The 17,786-nt window shown below is 33.6% G+C and carries 20 protein-coding genes and 1 pseudogene; 14 read left to right on the forward strand and 7 right to left on the reverse strand.

Annotation, left to right across the window (positions count from 1 at the left end; translation table 11 throughout):
• Nucleotides 1–127 precede the first annotated feature (127 nt).
• On the forward strand, nucleotides 128–691 hold the full coding sequence (locus CLU83_RS19470) for a hypothetical protein (protein ID WP_157802150.1): 564 nt from the start codon (nucleotides 128–130) through the stop codon (nucleotides 689–691).
• A gap of 140 nt (nucleotides 692–831) precedes the next feature.
• Nucleotides 832–1,317 carry a hypothetical protein gene (locus CLU83_RS19475; protein ID WP_100433143.1) on the forward strand — a complete coding sequence of 162 codons (486 nt, stop codon included), beginning with the start codon at nucleotides 832–834 and terminating at the stop codon, nucleotides 1,315–1,317.
• 220 nt (nucleotides 1,318–1,537) lie between these two features.
• Here the strand turns inward: CLU83_RS19475 and CLU83_RS19480 are convergent.
• A pseudogene (locus CLU83_RS19480) lies at nucleotides 1,538–2,652 on the reverse strand (IS91 family transposase).
• On the reverse strand, nucleotides 2,631–3,359 hold the full coding sequence (locus tag CLU83_RS19485; protein WP_232727197.1) for a tyrosine-type recombinase/integrase: 729 nt from the start codon (nucleotides 3,357–3,359) through the stop codon (nucleotides 2,631–2,633). The pseudogene CLU83_RS19480 and the gene CLU83_RS19485 overlap by 22 nt, the downstream one beginning before the upstream one ends.
• Before the next feature lie 464 nt (nucleotides 3,360–3,823).
• Here CLU83_RS19485 and CLU83_RS19490 point away from each other — a divergent pair, with 464 nt between their 5' ends.
• On the forward strand, nucleotides 3,824–4,219 hold the full coding sequence (locus tag CLU83_RS19490; protein WP_100433144.1) for a lysozyme inhibitor LprI family protein: 396 nt from the start codon (nucleotides 3,824–3,826) through the stop codon (nucleotides 4,217–4,219).
• A 280-nt stretch (nucleotides 4,220–4,499) separates the two neighbouring features.
• Here CLU83_RS19490 and CLU83_RS19495 read toward each other — a convergent pair whose 3' ends face one another.
• Entirely contained in the window at nucleotides 4,500–5,501 is a 1,002-nt protein-coding gene (locus CLU83_RS19495) for an IS110 family transposase (RefSeq protein WP_100433145.1), read from the reverse strand.
• Nucleotides 5,502–5,891: 390 nt separating this feature from the next.
• Between CLU83_RS19495 and CLU83_RS19500 the strand changes: the two genes are divergently transcribed.
• From CLU83_RS19500 to CLU83_RS19520, 5 genes are all read left to right on the forward strand, one after another.
• Nucleotides 5,892–6,509 (forward strand): class I SAM-dependent methyltransferase, encoded by a 618-nt coding sequence (locus tag CLU83_RS19500; protein ID WP_100433146.1) that lies wholly within the window; start codon nucleotides 5,892–5,894, stop codon nucleotides 6,507–6,509.
• A gap of 287 nt (nucleotides 6,510–6,796) precedes the next feature.
• Nucleotides 6,797–7,471: a hypothetical protein gene (locus CLU83_RS19505; RefSeq protein WP_100433147.1), complete on the forward strand. Its 675-nt coding sequence runs from the start codon at nucleotides 6,797–6,799 to the stop codon at nucleotides 7,469–7,471.
• A gap of 466 nt (nucleotides 7,472–7,937) precedes the next feature.
• The gene (locus tag CLU83_RS19510; protein ID WP_100433148.1) at nucleotides 7,938–8,474 is read left to right on the forward strand and encodes a hypothetical protein; all 537 of its coding nucleotides are present in this window, start codon (nucleotides 7,938–7,940) and stop codon (nucleotides 8,472–8,474) included.
• A gap of 372 nt (nucleotides 8,475–8,846) precedes the next feature.
• Nucleotides 8,847–9,029: a hypothetical protein gene (locus CLU83_RS19515; protein ID WP_100433149.1), complete on the forward strand. Its 183-nt coding sequence runs from the start codon at nucleotides 8,847–8,849 to the stop codon at nucleotides 9,027–9,029.
• Between the two features lie 10 nt (nucleotides 9,030–9,039).
• Complete coding sequence (locus CLU83_RS19520; protein WP_100433150.1) at nucleotides 9,040–9,420, forward strand: hypothetical protein; 381 nt, start codon at nucleotides 9,040–9,042, stop codon at nucleotides 9,418–9,420.
• A 1,073-nt stretch (nucleotides 9,421–10,493) separates the two neighbouring features.
• Here the strand turns inward: CLU83_RS19520 and CLU83_RS19525 are convergent.
• Together CLU83_RS19525 and CLU83_RS19530 are read right to left on the reverse strand one after the other, a co-directional pair.
• Complete coding sequence (locus CLU83_RS19525) at nucleotides 10,494–10,751, reverse strand: hypothetical protein (RefSeq protein WP_100433151.1); 258 nt, start codon at nucleotides 10,749–10,751, stop codon at nucleotides 10,494–10,496.
• 99 nt (nucleotides 10,752–10,850) lie between these two features.
• Nucleotides 10,851–11,261, reverse strand: coding sequence for a helix-turn-helix domain-containing protein (locus tag CLU83_RS19530; RefSeq protein ID WP_100433152.1), 411 nt, complete (start codon nucleotides 11,259–11,261; stop codon nucleotides 10,851–10,853).
• Between the two features lie 180 nt (nucleotides 11,262–11,441).
• On the opposite strand from CLU83_RS19530, the gene CLU83_RS19535 reads away from it, so the two are divergent.
• The 5 genes from CLU83_RS19535 to CLU83_RS19555 all read left to right on the forward strand — a co-directional run bounded on the left by CLU83_RS19535 (nucleotide 11,442) and on the right by CLU83_RS19555 (nucleotide 15,713).
• The gene (locus CLU83_RS19535; RefSeq protein WP_100433153.1) at nucleotides 11,442–12,002 is read left to right on the forward strand and encodes a hypothetical protein; all 561 of its coding nucleotides are present in this window, start codon (nucleotides 11,442–11,444) and stop codon (nucleotides 12,000–12,002) included.
• A 35-nt stretch (nucleotides 12,003–12,037) separates the two neighbouring features.
• Nucleotides 12,038–12,889, forward strand: a complete 852-nt coding sequence (locus CLU83_RS19540) for a hypothetical protein (RefSeq protein WP_100433154.1) — start codon at nucleotides 12,038–12,040, stop codon at nucleotides 12,887–12,889.
• A 2-nt stretch (nucleotides 12,890–12,891) separates the two neighbouring features.
• On the forward strand, nucleotides 12,892–13,653 hold the full coding sequence (locus CLU83_RS19545; RefSeq protein ID WP_100433155.1) for a hypothetical protein: 762 nt from the start codon (nucleotides 12,892–12,894) through the stop codon (nucleotides 13,651–13,653).
• 32 nt (nucleotides 13,654–13,685) lie between these two features.
• Nucleotides 13,686–14,075 (forward strand): hypothetical protein, encoded by a 390-nt coding sequence (locus tag CLU83_RS19550; protein ID WP_198512314.1) that lies wholly within the window; start codon nucleotides 13,686–13,688, stop codon nucleotides 14,073–14,075.
• A 735-nt stretch (nucleotides 14,076–14,810) separates the two neighbouring features.
• Nucleotides 14,811–15,713 (forward strand): transposase, encoded by a 903-nt coding sequence (locus CLU83_RS19555; RefSeq protein ID WP_100433156.1) that lies wholly within the window; start codon nucleotides 14,811–14,813, stop codon nucleotides 15,711–15,713.
• A gap of 364 nt (nucleotides 15,714–16,077) precedes the next feature.
• Here the strand turns inward: CLU83_RS19555 and CLU83_RS19560 are convergent, their stop codons facing one another.
• Nucleotides 16,078–16,389: a hypothetical protein gene (locus tag CLU83_RS19560; protein ID WP_100433157.1), complete on the reverse strand. Its 312-nt coding sequence runs from the start codon at nucleotides 16,387–16,389 to the stop codon at nucleotides 16,078–16,080.
• Nucleotides 16,390–16,436: 47 nt separating this feature from the next.
• Nucleotides 16,437–17,126 carry a nucleotidyl transferase AbiEii/AbiGii toxin family protein gene (locus CLU83_RS19565; RefSeq protein ID WP_100433158.1) on the reverse strand — a complete coding sequence of 230 codons (690 nt, stop codon included), beginning with the start codon at nucleotides 17,124–17,126 and terminating at the stop codon, nucleotides 16,437–16,439.
• Nucleotides 17,127–17,325: 199 nt separating this feature from the next.
• Here CLU83_RS19565 and mobA point away from each other — a divergent pair, with 199 nt between their 5' ends.
• On the forward strand, nucleotides 17,326–17,757 hold the full coding sequence (gene mobA, locus CLU83_RS19570) for a conjugal transfer protein MobA (RefSeq protein ID WP_100433159.1): 432 nt from the start codon (nucleotides 17,326–17,328) through the stop codon (nucleotides 17,755–17,757).
• Nucleotides 17,758–17,786 lie beyond the last annotated feature (29 nt).

Genomic DNA, 17,786 nt, shown 5'->3' on the forward strand with positions numbered 1-17,786 from the left:
AGAAATGCCTTCCGCTCTTTTGGATAAAATAGTACAAATTAAAAAATTTGGCTATTTTAGCTTTTATAAGTGAGCGGCGGAGAGAAGGCACTTCTCATAGCCGCAAACGTTGTACCCAATTTTATAGATGAAAGAACGAAAGAAGATTAAATACGGAATACTATCAATTTTACTCTTACTGACTTTATGTTTAAACATTCACTTTGGTGATTTCTGCGAAGGAATGTCCAAAGGATTATTATTTGCTTTTTTAAGTATAATTTTTATTCTCTGTTTTATAATAATTGAAATTCGAGATTTGTTTAAATTGGTTGACAAAGGAGAAAAATTTGATTTTATTCCTTTATATCTCTTTATTTTGTTTGTTGCCTTGAATAGTTTTTTATTTGTTGCTAATGAAAATAAATTTTGGAGGGAAATTAAATATGAAGGAATTATTGAAGACGAATACGAGAGAGCTTGGATAGTATTGTATGAAAACAACTCCTTTGAAGTAACAAGGTCGTACATTGAAAATCGATGCACATTTATTGGAAAATATCATATCGAAAAGAATATAATTGTTCTTGACGATGAAAATATAGAAAGTAAAACCGACCAAAAAATCACTAAAAGATATTTAATAATTTCGGATAGTATTTTGCAACCCTTAAACAAAAAATATAGCAGAATTAAACTAAATCATAAATAAAAACTGGGTACAACAGCTACAACGGATTTGGGTATTAGACTTAATGGGAAAAATAGTTTGTATTTGGGATGATTTGGCAAATCCGAATAATGGGCTTAATTTAGTCCCAAACCCGCTGTAGTCCCAGAACATTATGCGTCATGTTAACAAACTCTGATGAAGAAAGAAAAATAAAAATGGCTAACAGAAATACATTATTACTTGCATTTGGAATTGTAATTCTAAATATTATAATAGACCATCTATTTGCTCCAACAGGATTGATGTTAACTCCTATAATTTTGACATTAGGTGCGTTTTTAATAGCTTTTATGACGGTAAAAATCAAACCTATATGGAAAAGTATTTTGACTATTGGACTTGTCGTATTGCATGATGTTGGTATTAAATTATATGGTGGTGGTTCTCATGATAGCGAAGGACAAGGATGGATTCATTTGTTACTATTCATCGGGTTGTTACCTACATTTGGAATTTTAACGACAACAATTTTGCGAGATAAAAATGAAAGCATTTTAAATTTAGTTATTTCAATATCAATCTTTCCAATACTTATTTTTATTTACCTTCATTTTTTTAGCGCCCTTGGAATTGGAAGATACTATTGGTATGATTGGAATAAATAAAAACACGACGCATAACAGCAAGGGTTTCGTTGGGTGCGTAGCACCAACAATGAAACCCGTGTTGAACGGAACCGCTCTACATCCATCCCTATGGGTTTTTCAATAATGAGTTATAAGAATTTCCAGAGGCTACTGGACCTCTTTTTTTTTGAAGTAGTTTTAAGCGTGGTTTTCTAGTGTTTTCCTCACTTTGTGATCACAAGTTCCCTTACCCGCAAAATCAATTTTTACAGGGATACGAGTTTTGGCTACCGCCAAGATACCAAGGTGGCGGACCCCGCTGGTCGAAGACCGCTATTCTATGCAAATTGCCTGTTTTACAACAAGGGCATTTAGGCAAGAAAGGCTTCTTTTCTACTTTTTCCAATATTTTTACATGAAGCTTCTCCTGCAAAAGCTTTAGCTTTTGACGCTTCCAAGTACTGCTCAGAAAACCATAATGCCGGATTTTTACAAAACGCTTGGGCAAAATATGCAATGCAAACCGCCTGATAAATTCCTGATGCGTGAGGGTCATTTGTTTTTGGCTCCCGCCACTCGATAATCCTAGTAATCAAAAGTCACGTTTTGGGCATCAATATTCCTGATTCGATGATTGCTAATGGCGATTTTATGAGTGTATCTCCCTAAATATTCCACCACCGATTTGGGATTTCCAAATGGACGTTTGGCAAAAACTACCCACGGTTTTTGCCATAATTCCTGTCTGATTTGCTCATAACCAATCGGATTTTTTGCTTTGAGCTTTTCGCAGTATTTAGCTCTGAATACCTTCGATAATGCCTTGACCGGAAACAGAAATTTTCCGTTCGTTCTACTGTTTTTCCACAGTCCTTCTTTGTCCACGCCTCCGCCTGGAACAATACAGTGCAGGTGCGGATGCAGACTCAATTGCTGTCCCCAAGTATGCAAAACGGCAATCATTCCCATTTGCATTTCTTTGGCTTTGCCAAAACTTTGAAGCGTTTCCCAAGCGGCTTCAAACAAGGTGTCATACACTATTTTAGGCTGGTGCATCGCCAGAGAATTGATACTGTCAGGCAAGGTAAAAACTACATGAAAGTATGGAACAGGCAAAAGCTCCGTGCTTCTGGCCTGTATCCAATCCTGGCGTTTGTTGCCCTGACATTTGGGACAATGCCGATTGCGGCAAGAATTGTAACTAATGGTAAGATTACCACAGCCGTCGCATGCATTGATATGCCCACCTAATTCGGCTGTTCGGCATTTTTTTATGGCGTAAAGCGTGCGAAGCTGCCAAGTATTCAATCCATAGTTTTCAATTTTTGAGCCAATCTTTCGCAGTACATCGGCTACTTCAAACTGCGGCTGCATTTTGCAAATAGCGTATCGAGTGGACTAAAAATGCGTTGGCTCTCGAGTTGGGCAATATGCAAATACTCTAGCGTAGTTTCTATGTTTTGGTGACCCAAAAGATCTTTGAGCGTCATAATATCCATTCCATCTTCGAGCAGATGAGTGGCATAACTGTGCCGAAGCGTGTGGGTGTGAACTTCTTTTTTTATACCTACTGCTTTGGCTACTTGCCTGACCGCCCACTGAACCCCACGTTGGGAATAACGATTGTCAAAATCTCCGCCTGCTCCATTGACCAAAGGCTGACCGTTGAAAAGATAATCTTGAGGTTTTTCGGCTTCTATATATTTCTTTAAACCCCTTATTAAGTGTTCCGATAAAGGAACGTAGCGGTCTTTTTTACCTTTTCCCTGCACCACTTTGAGCTGTTTTCTATCTAAATCCAAATCCTGTAAACGAACAGAGCGGGCTTCCATACAGCGGAGCCCGCAACCATACAGCAGGCCAATTAGAATTTTATGCTTGAGCAGTTTAGCGCCTTGGAGCATTGCCCAAACTTCTTCTTTGCTCAAAACAACAGGGAGTTTTTTCTCGTATTTTATTGAGGGCAAACACAGGAATTCATACGGCAATCCTTCGGATTTCAGTAAAAAACGAAGCCCGTAAACACAGTGTTTAAAATACGTTTGCGAAGGAGTTTTGGACTTTTTTTGTTGGTAAAACAAGTAGTCCTGCACTTGCTCGGGATCAAGCTGGGTGGGAATTTTGCCAAAATAAAGCGAAATCGCCGCCACATGGCGGGAATAGTTGTTAAATGTACTCTGGCTTCGACCCAAGACCGAAACTGTACGCTCAAATCGAGCTAGTAATTCTTCAAAATCTGGAACTTTCCGTTTGGCTTGATTCAGGATTTTGTTTTCTCTTAAATCTTCTGGATGCTTTTTTTTGTTACCATTATTTACGATTTTTATTTATCTTAGTAAGGTACTAAATCATGTTGGTGCTACCGAAGGTTTAGTTCAACAGGTACTACAACGGATTTAGGCAATTGGCATAATGGAAAGTTGGTTTTGTGTTTGGGATGATTTGGCAAATCCGAAAATAGGGCTTAATTTAGTCCCAAACCCGCTGTAGTGCCAAGACGTTATAAGCAAGTTTAAATCACATTAAATAAACAAAAATAAATTAAATGAGAACTTTTATAATTGCATTGGTTTTATGCATTTCAACAAATTTCAGTTTCGCCCAAACTCAATTAGAAATGAATACCGAAGCGGGAAATAGCTTTCTAAAAGCAGATAAAGAATTGAATTCTATATATGCTAAGATTTTAAAAGAATATAAATCTGATACTGCTTTTATAAAAAATTTAAAAACCGCCCAAAATATTTGGATAAAATTTCGTGATGCTGAAATGATGATGAAATATCCTGATAGAGAACCTGGTTATTATGGAAGCATTCAACATGTATGTTGGTATAACTACCTAGAAGAATTAACAAAAAAAAGAACTAAAGAACTAAAAATTTGGCTCACAGGAATTGAAGAAGGTGATAGTTGTTCTGGCTCAGTGAAAACGAAATAAAAACCTGCTTATAACAGGTACAACGGATTTAGGCATTAGGCTTAATGGAGAGTTGGTTTTGTATTTGGGATGGGATGATTTGGCAAATCCGAAGAATGGGTATTATTTAATCCCAAACCCGCTGATTACTATGGTATTACCAAATAAAAATTCGTAAAAAAGCCATCTGTTTTTTGCGAATAATTAATAACTTTGGTTTAGGAAAAACAAAAAAGTCTTGCGAAGGGGAAGAGCATTTTTTTCTCTTTCCTTTCAAAAGAAATTTTATTTAATGTTTTTTTTACGCTACTTGTCTTTTTTCAAACATTTTGTTTTCTCTTATGCATGCACATACTCTATGTACAAGTTTGTTCCTAACATTGTTTATGATAAGCATCTTGTTTTTACCTTCTTCCACCTTTCGATTAAAATAATTTTTTAATTCAGGATCACTGGTAATTGCTGACAAGGCACACATATGAAGCTGTTTTTTTAATTTTTTGTTAGCCACATAATGGACTTTTGGTTTTGAGCGAATACTTTTCCCCGAGGTATGTTCAAAAGGTACAACACCTGCATAACAAGCCAGTTGGCGAGGAGTTCTATACATTGTAAATTCGTTTGTAAAACAAATCAAAAACAAAGCCGTTACTTTTCCGATGCCAATAACAGATGTGACAAGAGTGAAAATTCTAGAAATATTTTCATCGTCATTTATTGTTTTGTCCAATTGTTTTTCAATGTTTTTTAGATCCAAATCAATTCCCTTGATGGTGCTTTTCTGTAGTTTTTCAGAAAGTCTGGCTACTTCCAAATCAAAGGCTTTGAGTTCTTTTACATTTCGCAACAAAGAAGCTTTTGTTGCAACTAATTTTTCCCGCAGGGACAAAAGATTTCTCATTTTGTTGATTTCCATTCTCGGAGCATTAAAAATAACTGCTTCCTCCACATTTTTCATGGCATAAAAAGCAATTCTTTGGGCATCAACTTTGTCGTTTTTGCCTCTTTGAACCCCAATGCTGCGAATAATTTTCAGTGACATTTCGACCCAAAGTGAGAACTTTTCAATCATTAGACATTTGATTATTAACTTGCCGTACATTCCTGTGTGTTCTAAACAAACAAGCGTGTTTTCAAACGTGGAACCTTGTTCCTTGAGCCATTTGCAAAGGGACTTGATTCCTTTGTAATCATTTACAAACTGGCTGTGAATTGATTTTTCTTTATTTCTATCCAAAATTACTACGGCATCAAAATATTCTTTTGACACATCAACACCTAAAAAATGTTTAAATTTGCTCATAAGAAAAGATTTTAAGGATTAGCAACCAAATTATTGAACACACTCGTAACCTTGATAATAGGCCTTAAAACCTGAATTACTATTTGATGCTTGTTCAATATAAACTGACAAAGTCCTAATCAGCGGATAAGTCTAAAAACTTTGTAGTACCAATGGTGTACTTTGTCAGTTTGGCTGTTAATTTAAATTTACGAATAATTTATTATGCAAATCTAAAGGTAGTAACAGAACGTCAGGCTGTGAAAAAACTACTTCAAATTTAGAAAGTATTCGGAGGGCTACCAAAGAAAAATCTCAAATATGAGATTCTCAGGAGGCTAATTTTAGTTTTTTCACAGACTGACGTTGGCAGAAACCCTAAAAGAGACGTAACTAAAGAAAATAAGAAAAATGGAAGAAAATAGAAAAAATCATTGGGAAACAGTTTACGAAACTAAAAATCCGAACGAAGTAAGTTGGACGCAAGAAATTCCGAAAACTTCATTAGATTTTATAAAATCTTTCGACTTAACGAAAAACTCTAAAATCATTGATATTGGTGGCGGAGATAGTAAACTCGTAGATTTTCTAATCGAAGAAGGTTTTGAAAATATAACTGTTTTGGATATTTCTGCAAAAGCAATTGAGAAAGCGAAAGAAAGATTAGGAACAAACGCTGAAAAAGTAAATTGGATTGTAAGCGATATAACAGAATTTGAACCAAATGAAACTTTTGAAGTTTGGCACGACAGAGCAACATTTCATTTCTTGACGAGTGAAGAGCAAATTCAAAAATATATGGAAACTGCAAGAAAATCAGTTTCAGGATATTTAACAGTTGGAACCTTTTCTGAAAACGGTCCGAAAAAATGTAGCGGTTTAGACATAAAACAATATAGCGAAGAAACATTAACCGCCGAAATGGAGAATGGATTTGAAAAAATAAAATGTGTAACCGAAGACCATACAACTCCTTTTGAAACAAAGCAGAATTTTATTTTTTGTAGTTTTAAACGACAACTAAACTAACCAAAAGGGCTATCTGCCAACACACGCTACAAGCAATTGGGGTTTTAGGCTTAATTTGAAAACGGTTTTGTACTTGGAAAATTAGTCATTATCCGAAGATTTAGGCTTCCTTAATCCCCAACTGCTTGTAGCGCGAGAACGTCAGGCTGTGAAAAAACCTCCTCAAATTTAGAAAGTATTCGGAGGGCTACCAAAGAAAAAACTCAAATATGAGATTCTCAGGAGGCTGATTTTAGTTTTTTCACAGACTGACGTTACCAGCAATTTTAAAAAACCGAAAACTAACAATGAAAAAACAATTTGAATTTACTACTGAAACCATTTTCCCAATTATAGTTATTTTGCTTAGCTTAATTAATATATCTAATCGAACAGAAAATATTTTTTCTTTATCTATCTTGGTCTCGTTAATTGGAATAATTGGAACAGTTTTATATTTCTTTAAAAATCCATTTTCAACCAAACTAATCTACATTTGGATTATTGCTCAAGTAATAATTATTGTACCCTTTTTAGACCTTAGTCAAGGTTTTAGTTTTAAATTCGGCTTTAGTTTTGCAACTTCAGATGAAGTTGTAGGTGTGAATTTTAATTTATTAGCTATATTGTTATTAGGTTTTATAAAAATACTTGAAGCTTCAAATCTTGTTGGAAAAAAAGTGACACTTAAAGAATTTCGTCAAAGTAATCTTGGTGATATTTTTCCAATAAATGGAATTATAACTAAACGAATTAATCTGAATAATGAGAAAGATTGGCTTTTGGTAGAATTGGAAAAACCATTTATTTACAATGGTCATAATATTAATCAGTCACTAATCAAAAGAAAAGAAGACAAAGCAATTAAGCTAAAAGAAAAGAACCAAATAATATTCTTTAGACTTGTTTATAACGAGAAAGATCTAGAAAACACACTTGACAAATCTAAATTCCCTTTTATAGATTGGGTTTTATGCGAATAAAAAAACTGCTGGTAACAGCTACAACGGATTTGGGCAATTGGCTTAATGGAAAGTTGGTTTTGTATTTGGGATGATTTGGCAAATCCGAAAATAGAGCTTAATTTAGTCCCAAACCCGCCGTAGTACCAAGACGTCAGGCTGTGAAAAAACCTCTTCAAATTTAGAAAGTATTCGGAGGGCTACCAAAGAAAAAACTCAAATATGAGATTCTCAGGAGGCAGATTTTAGTTTTTTCACAGACTGACGTCAGGCTGTGAAAAAACCTCCTCAAATTTAGAAAGTATTCGGAGGGCTACCAAAGAAAAAACTCAGATATGAGATTCTCAAGAGGTAGATTTTAGTTTTTTCACAGACTGACGTTATGTGATAGCTATGAGAAAATCAGACGTAAATACAACATATAAAAGGTTTTAGATTTAAAATTTGGCTAAAAAAAAGTAGAAAACTGAAAGTTAAAATATATTTTATGAATCTGTTTAGAAATAACATAGAAACACATTTTAAAAAAATTTCAATTAATGGAAGAATGGCTTTTGGTATTAAATGTTTAGAAGAATATTTGACTGAGAATAAAATAAAAAATATTTGGACAGAAAGATTAATAAATACTTTATGGGAATTCACATCAAGCCAAAATCTTCCTGAATGGGATACAAAAATTTCAGATTTAACACCTGAAGGTATTTTAGATAATCACCCGAAAAACATTGCTAAAAATTATAAATCTCTAAGTGAATCCGAATTTAAAAGTCTAAAAGATTTTTATTTGAAAGTTGACGATAAACTAATTTTTTTAATAAACTTAGTGATTGACATTGGCACAACTGATTTATATGGAACAACAGGAAAGCATAGTTCAAATACATTAAAGTCAACGATGGAAGTTTATAAATTTGCTAAAAAAGAACTCCATGAATTACCAGATTTGAATAAATTTAATTTTACAAAGTTTTCCGAAAGTAACGGTTGGGGAAACCGAGTTAATAAGGAATTATTCAAATAAAAAACTCATTTCAACAAATTGAATTAGAAAAGCAGAAACTTAAAAATTGTATTTGGAAAATGAAATGGAATTTAACGGAAATAAATACGTAAATAGCCGTCACATAACAGGTACTACTACAGCGGATTTTGGCAATAGGCTTAATGGAAAATTGAGTTTGTATTTGGCATGATTTGGCAGATCCGAATAATGGGCTTAATTTAGTCCCAAACCCGCTGAGTACCAGAACGTCAGGCTGTGAAAAAACCTCTTCAAATTTAGAAAGTATTCTGAGGGCTACCAAAGAAAAATACTCAAATATGAGATTCTCAGGAGGCAGATTTTAGTTTTTTCACAGACTGACGTTATGCCTCATGCTAAAAAAACCGACAGATGAGCGAAAGAAAAAATCGTAAACTAAACAAAGAAATAAAAGTTGAAGAGGTTGAATTTGATAGCGATGAAAATTTTGCTTTTATTGTGGGATACACTTCTGGTGGCGCATCCTATGGCATGACACACGAAGAGATGAATGAAATTGAAAAAGAAAACAACGAAACTAACGATATAATATAAAAGAAAACAAATGTCATCTGGAGAAGCACATACAATTTGGTTTCCTGAATTAAAGCAGCTTTTGCAAGAGAATTGGAAGACTAATTTGACAATTCGAAAACAGTTTAAACTTGTGGCTGACTTAGATAATAAACTGAACCAAATTAGAACTGAAAGAAATATTCAACCCCCAATGATGTGGTGTCCGAAATGCCAAGAAAGACATCGCTCAAAGTTTAGGTCAATTTCTATAACTGCAATGTATTTTGCTTTAAAAAAATTTGATAATTGTACCGAAATTGAATTTAAGGAATTAATAAAGAATTGGAAAGTATATTCAGAAGAGAAAAATATTGACATTTACGGAAAAGAAATGGCTAAAAGCAATTTAACACAAAGTACGAAGGCATAACACTTGCTACATTGCTTTTCACACAATATTTTTACAAAAAAGAGTTTCTTATAAGGAATTCTTTTGAATATTAGTAAGTTAAGAAAGACCTTATTCTCTTTATCAAAAAACCTTTCTCTGGATTTAATCCAACACACCATAAGAAATAAGAAGCGTCGCACTTGTTAATAATAAATGCGTTAATTTCACATCCCACATATTTGTTTTCAGATTCCTGTTTCCAGCGATACTTATTTGTCTTTGGAATTCTAGATTTTAATTCATCAGGAAGGTTGTCAAACAGCCCATTTCTAATATAGTGTTTAACATTAGTATCCCATGAATTACGCTTGATTGAAGAAATCATATAATATTATTAAGGCTATTTTTATAGTAGAAGCAGGTAAAAATAAAACACTTTTGATCAACTTATAATAATTATGATTGAAGATTTTTCGAAGTTTTATTCTGCTTCTTCTAAGACTCTAAATCTTTCAGTTTCACTGCCCACGAGTTCCGAGTGAATGGGCAGCAAGATATTGGTTGTTTAACAACCGGACATCTGGCCGATTGCAGGAACGTTGCAATCTTCCAGCTTTTTAAAAGTCAGGCACTAATTTATGATGGATAAAAGACATAACTTATCTTAGGTAAATATTAGCTATGATAACAGAGGGATGATTTTATGAAATGAATAGGTTGAAACCGCTAAAGCCTAAATCACTTTCCAAAAGAAAAAGGAAAAAAAGAAAGCAGATTCGAAATTGGACAGTTAGGCAAACTGAGTGCTATAAGTCCCGAAGGGTGACAGGGCGAGGAACGAGACTTGTCATTATGCGCACGTAGTTGCCTAACTGTCCAATACCTTGGCTGATTTTTTCTCCTTTGGGTGTAGTTATTTTAAACTTTTAAAAAGCTTGAAAAATTATTTTTTAATGTCTTTTGAAAGTGTACGCTTCTCAAAATCAAATGAAAAAATTGAAAAAAGAAGCGTACTTTTTCAAACAATATACTTTTAAAATCCGCAAAATTCTGACTATTTTCAGGAAGATTTTCGCGGATATCTTGGAAAAATTAGAGCAATCAAAAACTGTTTAATTCTTTGTGCTAACTAGAGTAATAGTGTCTGCAAGATTATTGTTTGAAATATAATCTAATATAAAATCTTCAGCCTCTTTTTTATGGTCAGGAGAAGTCGAAAAGGAGTTGAGATAAAAGTCTTCATTTTCATCTGCAATATGAATGATTTCAGTGTAGCCTTTGGTAATTAAAGAACCTTTTAGTTTTAATATTTTAAGTTCAATATCTCTGTCAACATCTCTTTTTACTCGGAGGTTTATAGTTTTATTCATGTGATATTTTTTTGGTAATGTAGTAGAGCAAATAATGTTTCAAAACAAAAAAGAGACTTTTCGAGTCTCTTTTTGGAATTAATATATCTTTATAAAAGCTTATTTCTCTTTTAGTAATTTTTCCAAAACCTTAATCTGTTCATCTTTAGCTTTAATAAGTTCTAAATTTAACCGCTTAATTTCTTCTAAAGCCTCTATCCCTTTTTCTATTGGATTTACATTAAATGTTGCACTATGACCTGTATTCAAGAAAGCTCCATTATCAAATGTATTCGAAATAATATTTATTGCCTGATCCTCGTCAAAGTTCTGAAACGCTTCCACAGGAATTTTTAATGAATTCGAGATTTGATTTAGTATATCATCTTCAATTACATCTTTTTGCTCCAGCAAAGAAATTTTCTTTTGATTCCAGTCATTTCCCAGATCAAAAGCCAATGCCTCTTGTTTGATTCCAAGCATTTCTCTGAAGCGTTTTACGTTTCTTCCCTGATGTATTTTCTGTTCCATAATGAGTATCAATTTTCTGAAGGCTCAAAGATAAAGCCATTTGGATTAAAAAATTTGAGTTTCAAAGATAAAAAAATATCCTGTAAAATATCCTTTTTATCAGATATTATATCCGCTTTTCGAATAGATTATCCTTTTTAAAGAATGGAACTTCGCTTGTGAATTTAAAATCTTCCCACTATGAAAAAGAATAAAATATCCTTCGAAACAAGATTTTGGGCAGGGTTTGTGGCAGGAAATCCATTTGAGGCATTTGACGCCATTTTTGACTTTGCACATCTTGATTATTATAAACAGAATTTAAGTGAAGCAGTACTTCACTGCTATAAGAGAAAAGTCTACAAGCAGGATGCTCCTTGCAATGCTTTTGTCTTTTATACTGCTATATGCTCTTTTCTCAAAGTCTGTTACTGCCTGAAGGTGAAAGACAAGAAATGGAAAGTGAAAGAGTCTTCCCGCTCCGAAACGGTATTTCATCTTTCTTCTCTGACCAAGGAAGAATACGACAATCCTTTTTTGGTGCTTCAAAGTGCATTTGAAGAGAGAACACTTCAACAGTTTGAATTTTTCTTAAGTGAAATCACAGAGCTTTCATTGTCTCCATATTATGTAGATCCTGACTCAGACCTTACAACACCTTATATTCATTTAATCAAAATGCTCGATGCAGGGGAACTGATGAGAGAAAGAGGCGTTGAGAGAATCAAGAAAACTGATCAGATTGAACCTGTAACGGAATAAAATATCCTTTATCTAATCTTCAAAAACACAGTATTATGAAAACTTCAGAAAAACTTTTATTTCCAAAACTCGAAAACGAGTTTTTAGAAAATATCCTCAGACAGTTGGTCAACCAGCATACTATCATTCAGATGTTTTTTACCAAACAGCCTTCTTCCGTGTATTCATATCTTATTATCCATATCGAAAAAAATATAGATGCCGAGCAGCTACAACAGAACAAATGGGTAAATAAAGTTAGAAATCGCTATCAGATCGATGTCTATTTTATCTACTCTCAAAAACTTCATCATCTATTTTCTTTAGGACATCCCTTTATTGAATTTTACTGCCAGCCTTCGGCTCTTATTTACAAAGATGAAGAATGTGAAAATCCGCTTATCATTACACGGGACTGGAAGAAATACAAGAAGAGATTTACCATGTTTCAAGACCATTTTTATCACGATCACGATCTTCACAAGTCACAAGTCCAAAATCTGATTTCAGAAGGTTCATCAAACAGTGTTTTTACATCGTATGCAAGATTGATTGAATATGATCTTGAATATTTAGAAGAATTGTATTCAGGAAATAAATCAGCTTTGTTGAGTTTAGATGAAAGGATCAATAATCTTATAGAATACATTCCTGAGATTCAAAAATACTTTGTAAGAAACAGTCACAACAAATATTATCTCACTGATTTATTCGCAAAAGCAAAAGAAGCAACCGCCGATGATGATGCAATCTATAGAAATGAAATGTATGAAGCAGTTGGAATTGCCGAAAAAAGTCTCTATCGTCTTATCGAAGAACGGCTTGACGAATTAAAAAAGCTGATTAAAAAAGGATTATATAAAAAAACGAAGTTTCATGTCAAATTAACGACAAACGTAAAGATATAATTGTGGAGATTGCAATAGAAACCATATTAAACTCGGTTGAAGTCGAACAGATCTACTTATATCATCAAATTACCTACGGTGAAAAAACGACCTATTATCTGATGCTTATAGCTGTGGGGGTAGGTAATGAAAAATTAAGATTAATCACTGATTCCCTAAAAAGCAAAATAGGCGGAAAATATGATTTTGTTTTGTTGAGCCACAGCCGTTACTCAATACAAACTAACCTATATCAACATCAAAATTTCTTTTCCAATATTATACAAGATAAATACCTGATATATTCATCCAGCAATTACCATCCAGAATTTCATTGGGAGATTCCTCACAATCCTTATCACGCTGATCTACATTTTTATTATAAGCCGACCAAAGATATTGCCTTGCAATTTTTTGCAATAGTCAATACTACTAAAGAAAACTATCAAGGTTTAGATTCCCTTTTTACATTATTTTTTATGTCCTTTTGCAGGACATACATTTTTGTAAAAACCTATTACCTCCCTAATTATCTGTCTAATCAAACATTATGGCAATTATGTATCTATGCAGATGCCGACATACGAAAGTATAATTATTTAATAGAGCAGTTCTGGACTGATTTCTTTCCTTATTTAGATAGACACATGACCCTTCATCATAAGCTGTCAAAACTCAACAAAGAAGAGGTTGATCAGATGAATGTTATTGTTGAGAAACTGATGTACGAACTGTATAATTTGGTTATTGAGGGCAGATTGCTATTGAGTTTTGAGCAAGATTAATAAATGAATTAATCGATTTAAAAATAAATATCATGGAAACAGATGAAATTGAAAAGCTAGAAACTATAAAGAGATTGACCTCCAGTTGTCTCAGTACTTTGCGACCAGTTGATAATAAAAATAGGATTCACAGTGCTGAAATAAAAGTATATGATTATTACGAACTTGCCTCAGTCATAAGAAACCTGATGAAATTATGTGTTGTGGCGCTGGATCATGATGGAGCTGAAGTTCCTGTTACAATAGAAAATCGGTCAATTGATGTTGGGCTTATACTAGGAATTGCCCTGCAGTTATTTCCAATCGATGAATTCGAACTGTTAAATGAAATAAGCATATTATTTCCTGTAGATCATGATCAAATGATAAATGAGAAGACTGAAAATCAGAAAGAAAACTTCAAAGATACTTCTGAAAAATAAAGCATATAAATTACATTTAGCTCATGCTTTCATGGACATATTATGACCATCAATATTATAAAAAAGCATATTATCTTTGTAAAAGCTGAGAACGAAACCCTTTATCATGGACAAATTTTGCTTATGATATTCAGTGTTTTAGATTCTATCTTTGTAAAATAAACATAACTAAATGCTGTAATTTGTTAGAAGATCAATTTTTAACTTCTGCAAAAAAGACCTGACTTCGGAAGGTGTTTTCAGCTCCCAGCAGGGCAAGTTGTTTTGAGGCACTAATCAAGTTTCGAGTGCCTCAAAACACAACTTGCCGTTGTCCTGCGACAACTTTTTTAGAAATGGTTTTAAATTGAAAGGGCTTGATGCCCTTTTTTTGTTTTTTCGGTAATTTAAAAAGTGATTCACCCTCAAACACGCTTAAGCTTACAAATAGTTTCGAGGATGATAATAAGTTCCTTTTGTTTAAGGTTGTTAAAAACACCTTACCAATACACGCAGTATTGTTTGTTTTTGCAGTTTGTTAGCTATTGAATTGTGTAAGGTATCTGCAAAACTATAAAACTATAAAAGCAGTAAGGCTGTTTTTACATACATATGCTTTTACATGAATACATGCGAATCAAGGGTTGAAAATCAATTGGCAAGGCGACAAAATAAGAAAGAAATAACTTTCAAATAATTTGTTTTAAAGTCTGGAAATCAGTACATTTAAGGTGTATTCAACGCACTTTTAAACATATGATTAACCAGACTAAAGTCCTAAAATTAGTACATATTTATTTAACAATCTGTGATAGATTTGAAAAAGATTTAAAATATACTTGTGAGCGATTCAGCAACAACGATAAGCCGGATTTAACAGATGAAGAAATTATGACCATTTATTTATTTGCAATTGAGGAAGAACAACGATTTACCGTAAAACAAATTCACAAATTTGCCGGTGACTATTTGCGTCTATGGTTTCCAAATCTAGGCTCTTATTCTGTATTTTCAAATAGATTAAATAGATTATCAGAGTCTTTCAAACACTTAGCCGCTAACTTGATTTCAGAACATTACCCCCAAGAATGCTATTCTGACCAAAGCTTACTGGACTCAATGCCTATTATTACTTGTTCGGGAAAGCGTTCTGGAAAAGTTGCCAAAGACATTACAGATAAAGGATATTGTTCTACAAAAAGCATGTATTACTATGGGGTAAAACTTCATGCGTTAGCTTTTAGACGAGAAAATAGAATTCCTTTTCCCGAGGAGATACAAATTACCCCTGCATCTGTCAATGATTTAACCGTATTCAAAGAAGTATGGTCAACTAAAGAAGATAGAATCTTTTTTGGTGATAAAATCTATCAAAATAAAGAGTTCTTTTCTGATTTTGAGAAAGAAAAAAACTCTGTAATGATGACACCAGTTAAAGCAATAAAAGGAGAATGTCAAGAAATCAGAAATAGAGATAAAGCTTCAAACGACTTGTATTCAACAGCGGTATCAAGAGTTAGGCAACCTATTGAATCCTTTTTTAATTGGTTGATTGAAAAAACAAATATTCAAAGAGCAGGCAAAGTTAGATCCACTAAAGGACTATTAGTACATCTATTTGGGAAGATCGCAGCTGCCTTTATAAACTTAATATTTTAACCCTTGATTCGCATGAATACGCTTTTATATGCAAATGCTTTTACGCATAGGCAAGAATACATATTTGAACACAGGCAAATATTTGCATGTAAATATTTAAGCTTTCAAATATTGCTGTATGTTCATATTTAAAGCCATAAATTTAAATTCAAAAGAAAACAGAAAAACCGTAAAAAAGAAAAAGAAAGCAATTTAACAGGGCTGGCATTAAACTTAGCAAAAGGAAACGGAATAAGTCCCGTAAGGGTGGATTGTGAGGAATGAGCAAGACATTATGCCGTAGTCTTTTGCTAAGTTTAATGCCAGCCCTAACTTCGTTTTCTTTTTATTTATTTGTTCGTAAGAATGGCTTATAGTCTAAAAACTAGATCCAGTGGTAGGGTTTATCCTTACGGTTAAGATAGCAATACATCTCTTCCTTTTTTAGTTCGGGAAAGAATTTAAGAGCATTCTCAATGGCATAGTTGGGAAGAAAGAAAATCTCGTCACGGACAGCCTTTATAACTTTTTCACGACCATAAAAACGGACGATTTCGTCAATTTGATCCTGACCTCCACGCTCAACAATACGGGCAATTACCATTTTATATCCACCATCCCAGTCAATACTGTCGAATCTAAAATCCCAGAAGAATTTAGGGTGAAGATTAGGTATATGTTTGGTTAATGGCTTCATTGTTTTTTTAATTGAATTAGTATCAAATATAAGTATTTTTCACTGAATTACCTGCGAAATCCTCTCTTTTTGTTGGGATTAATCGGTAAGTCCTGGCTTTCTGATTTAAATTTATACAAAGGATTTTTTACTGCCAGTTCCAACCGTTTTTGGATAATTTTCCAGTTTTGCTCTTTTTCTTTCAGCATATCTACGCCTTCAAAGGTAGTAATCTTGTCATATGTATTCAGACCTATGGAAGCCCAGTACGGATCTTTATCATATTTTCTCTGATAGGCTTGAAGGTAGAACTTTAATGGTTCTCGTTCAAGCATAAAGTACATGTCGACAAAATCTTTGTACCTGTCTCCGCTCTGATGAATAGCATGGAGTTTCATTGCTCCAATATCTTCATTGGAAATCATGCGGACTCCTTCAGCTGTTTCCACGGAATTCAGAAGAGGGTAATTGTGTGTAACAATATCGACTTTTATATCATCAATGTAGGTAAGAACAGTGTTCGGGAAGGACTGGCTTTCCTTTTCATTTACATCGTAAGTGTCATGTAGATATTTGAGCATCATCTCCGAATTAAATTTTTTTGTTGTAAAAAGATCTAGATCTACCGATAAGCGGTGTCCCAATCGTAAGGCTAGCGCCGTACCCCCGACCAATATATGTTCTTTTCGTTTTTCGTCTTTCATAAGCCTTTGGAGAAGTTCCCACATCTCCTGAGTAACTGTTTCTTTGTGGAGCATAATTTCATGTTTTCAGAAAATTAATCCTGAAAAAGGCCTATTCTTTTAAAGTGTCTAGTGATGGCTTTACTTGACAGCAGATGTCCAATCTTAAAGGTTTAAGACTGGGTCAGGCGCAAATAAGCCAAATACTTCCAAATTAGAGTGTAAGTACTGATTATAAGATATATTAGTTTTTAAGTAATTGAAATATGAAGTCATGGAAAATGAACAAAAAAAGAACCCGCATAAAGGAGGCAGACCTTCCAAAATAGATCCCGCAGTCCACCGCTATTCTATCAGTCTTACTGCGGAAGAAAATGTCCGCTTCCTCACTCTTTTTGAAACATCAGGAATGCATGTAATGGCTCATTTTATTACAGCGTGTGTTTTTCAAAAAGGGATAAAAACAGTTAAGATCGATAAAGCGACAATGGATTATTATATGCGCCTGACCTCTTTTTACAGCCAGTTCCGTTCAATTGGGGTTAATTACATTCAGGTTGTTAAACTATTGTATAGTCGTTTTTCCGACAAAAAGGCATCTGCATTTTTATACAAATTGGAAAAACAGACAACTGAAATGGCGGTATTGTGTCAAAAAATAATTATTCTGACAGAAGAATTTGAAACAAAACATCTTAAAAAGTAAGACATTCAGAGTTTTGGATATTTTTTCAT

This window comes from Flavobacterium sp. 1 (assembly GCF_002797935.1).
GTDB lineage: Bacteria > Bacteroidota > Bacteroidia > Flavobacteriales > Flavobacteriaceae > Flavobacterium.

Excerpts from the sequence above, each read along its gene's own strand:
- CLU83_RS19470 (WP_157802150.1), top strand. The coding sequence starts at position 128 with ATGAAAGAACGAAAGAAGATTAAATACGGAATACTATCAATTTTACTC.
- CLU83_RS19475 (WP_100433143.1), top strand. The coding sequence starts at position 832 with ATGTTAACAAACTCTGATGAAGAAAGAAAAATAAAAATGGCTAACAGA.
- CLU83_RS19490 (WP_100433144.1), top strand. The coding sequence starts at position 3,824 with ATGAGAACTTTTATAATTGCATTGGTTTTATGCATTTCAACAAATTTC.
- CLU83_RS19495 (WP_100433145.1), bottom strand. The coding sequence starts at position 5,501 with ATGAGCAAATTTAAACATTTTTTAGGTGTTGATGTGTCAAAAGAATAT.
- CLU83_RS19500 (WP_100433146.1), top strand. The coding sequence starts at position 5,892 with ATGGAAGAAAATAGAAAAAATCATTGGGAAACAGTTTACGAAACTAAA.
- CLU83_RS19505 (WP_100433147.1), top strand. The coding sequence starts at position 6,797 with ATGAAAAAACAATTTGAATTTACTACTGAAACCATTTTCCCAATTATA.
- CLU83_RS19510 (WP_100433148.1), top strand. The coding sequence starts at position 7,938 with ATGAATCTGTTTAGAAATAACATAGAAACACATTTTAAAAAAATTTCA.
- CLU83_RS19515 (WP_100433149.1), top strand. The coding sequence starts at position 8,847 with ATGAGCGAAAGAAAAAATCGTAAACTAAACAAAGAAATAAAAGTTGAA.
- CLU83_RS19520 (WP_100433150.1), top strand. The coding sequence starts at position 9,040 with ATGTCATCTGGAGAAGCACATACAATTTGGTTTCCTGAATTAAAGCAG.
- CLU83_RS19525 (WP_100433151.1), bottom strand. The coding sequence starts at position 10,751 with ATGAATAAAACTATAAACCTCCGAGTAAAAAGAGATGTTGACAGAGAT.
- CLU83_RS19530 (WP_100433152.1), bottom strand. The coding sequence starts at position 11,261 with ATGGAACAGAAAATACATCAGGGAAGAAACGTAAAACGCTTCAGAGAA.
- CLU83_RS19535 (WP_100433153.1), top strand. The coding sequence starts at position 11,442 with ATGAAAAAGAATAAAATATCCTTCGAAACAAGATTTTGGGCAGGGTTT.
- CLU83_RS19540 (WP_100433154.1), top strand. The coding sequence starts at position 12,038 with ATGAAAACTTCAGAAAAACTTTTATTTCCAAAACTCGAAAACGAGTTT.
- CLU83_RS19550 (WP_198512314.1), top strand. The coding sequence starts at position 13,686 with ATGGAAACAGATGAAATTGAAAAGCTAGAAACTATAAAGAGATTGACC.
- CLU83_RS19555 (WP_100433156.1), top strand. The coding sequence starts at position 14,811 with ATGATTAACCAGACTAAAGTCCTAAAATTAGTACATATTTATTTAACA.
- CLU83_RS19560 (WP_100433157.1), bottom strand. The coding sequence starts at position 16,389 with ATGAAGCCATTAACCAAACATATACCTAATCTTCACCCTAAATTCTTC.
- CLU83_RS19565 (WP_100433158.1), bottom strand. The coding sequence starts at position 17,126 with ATGCTCCACAAAGAAACAGTTACTCAGGAGATGTGGGAACTTCTCCAA.
- mobA (WP_100433159.1), top strand. The coding sequence starts at position 17,326 with ATGGAAAATGAACAAAAAAAGAACCCGCATAAAGGAGGCAGACCTTCC.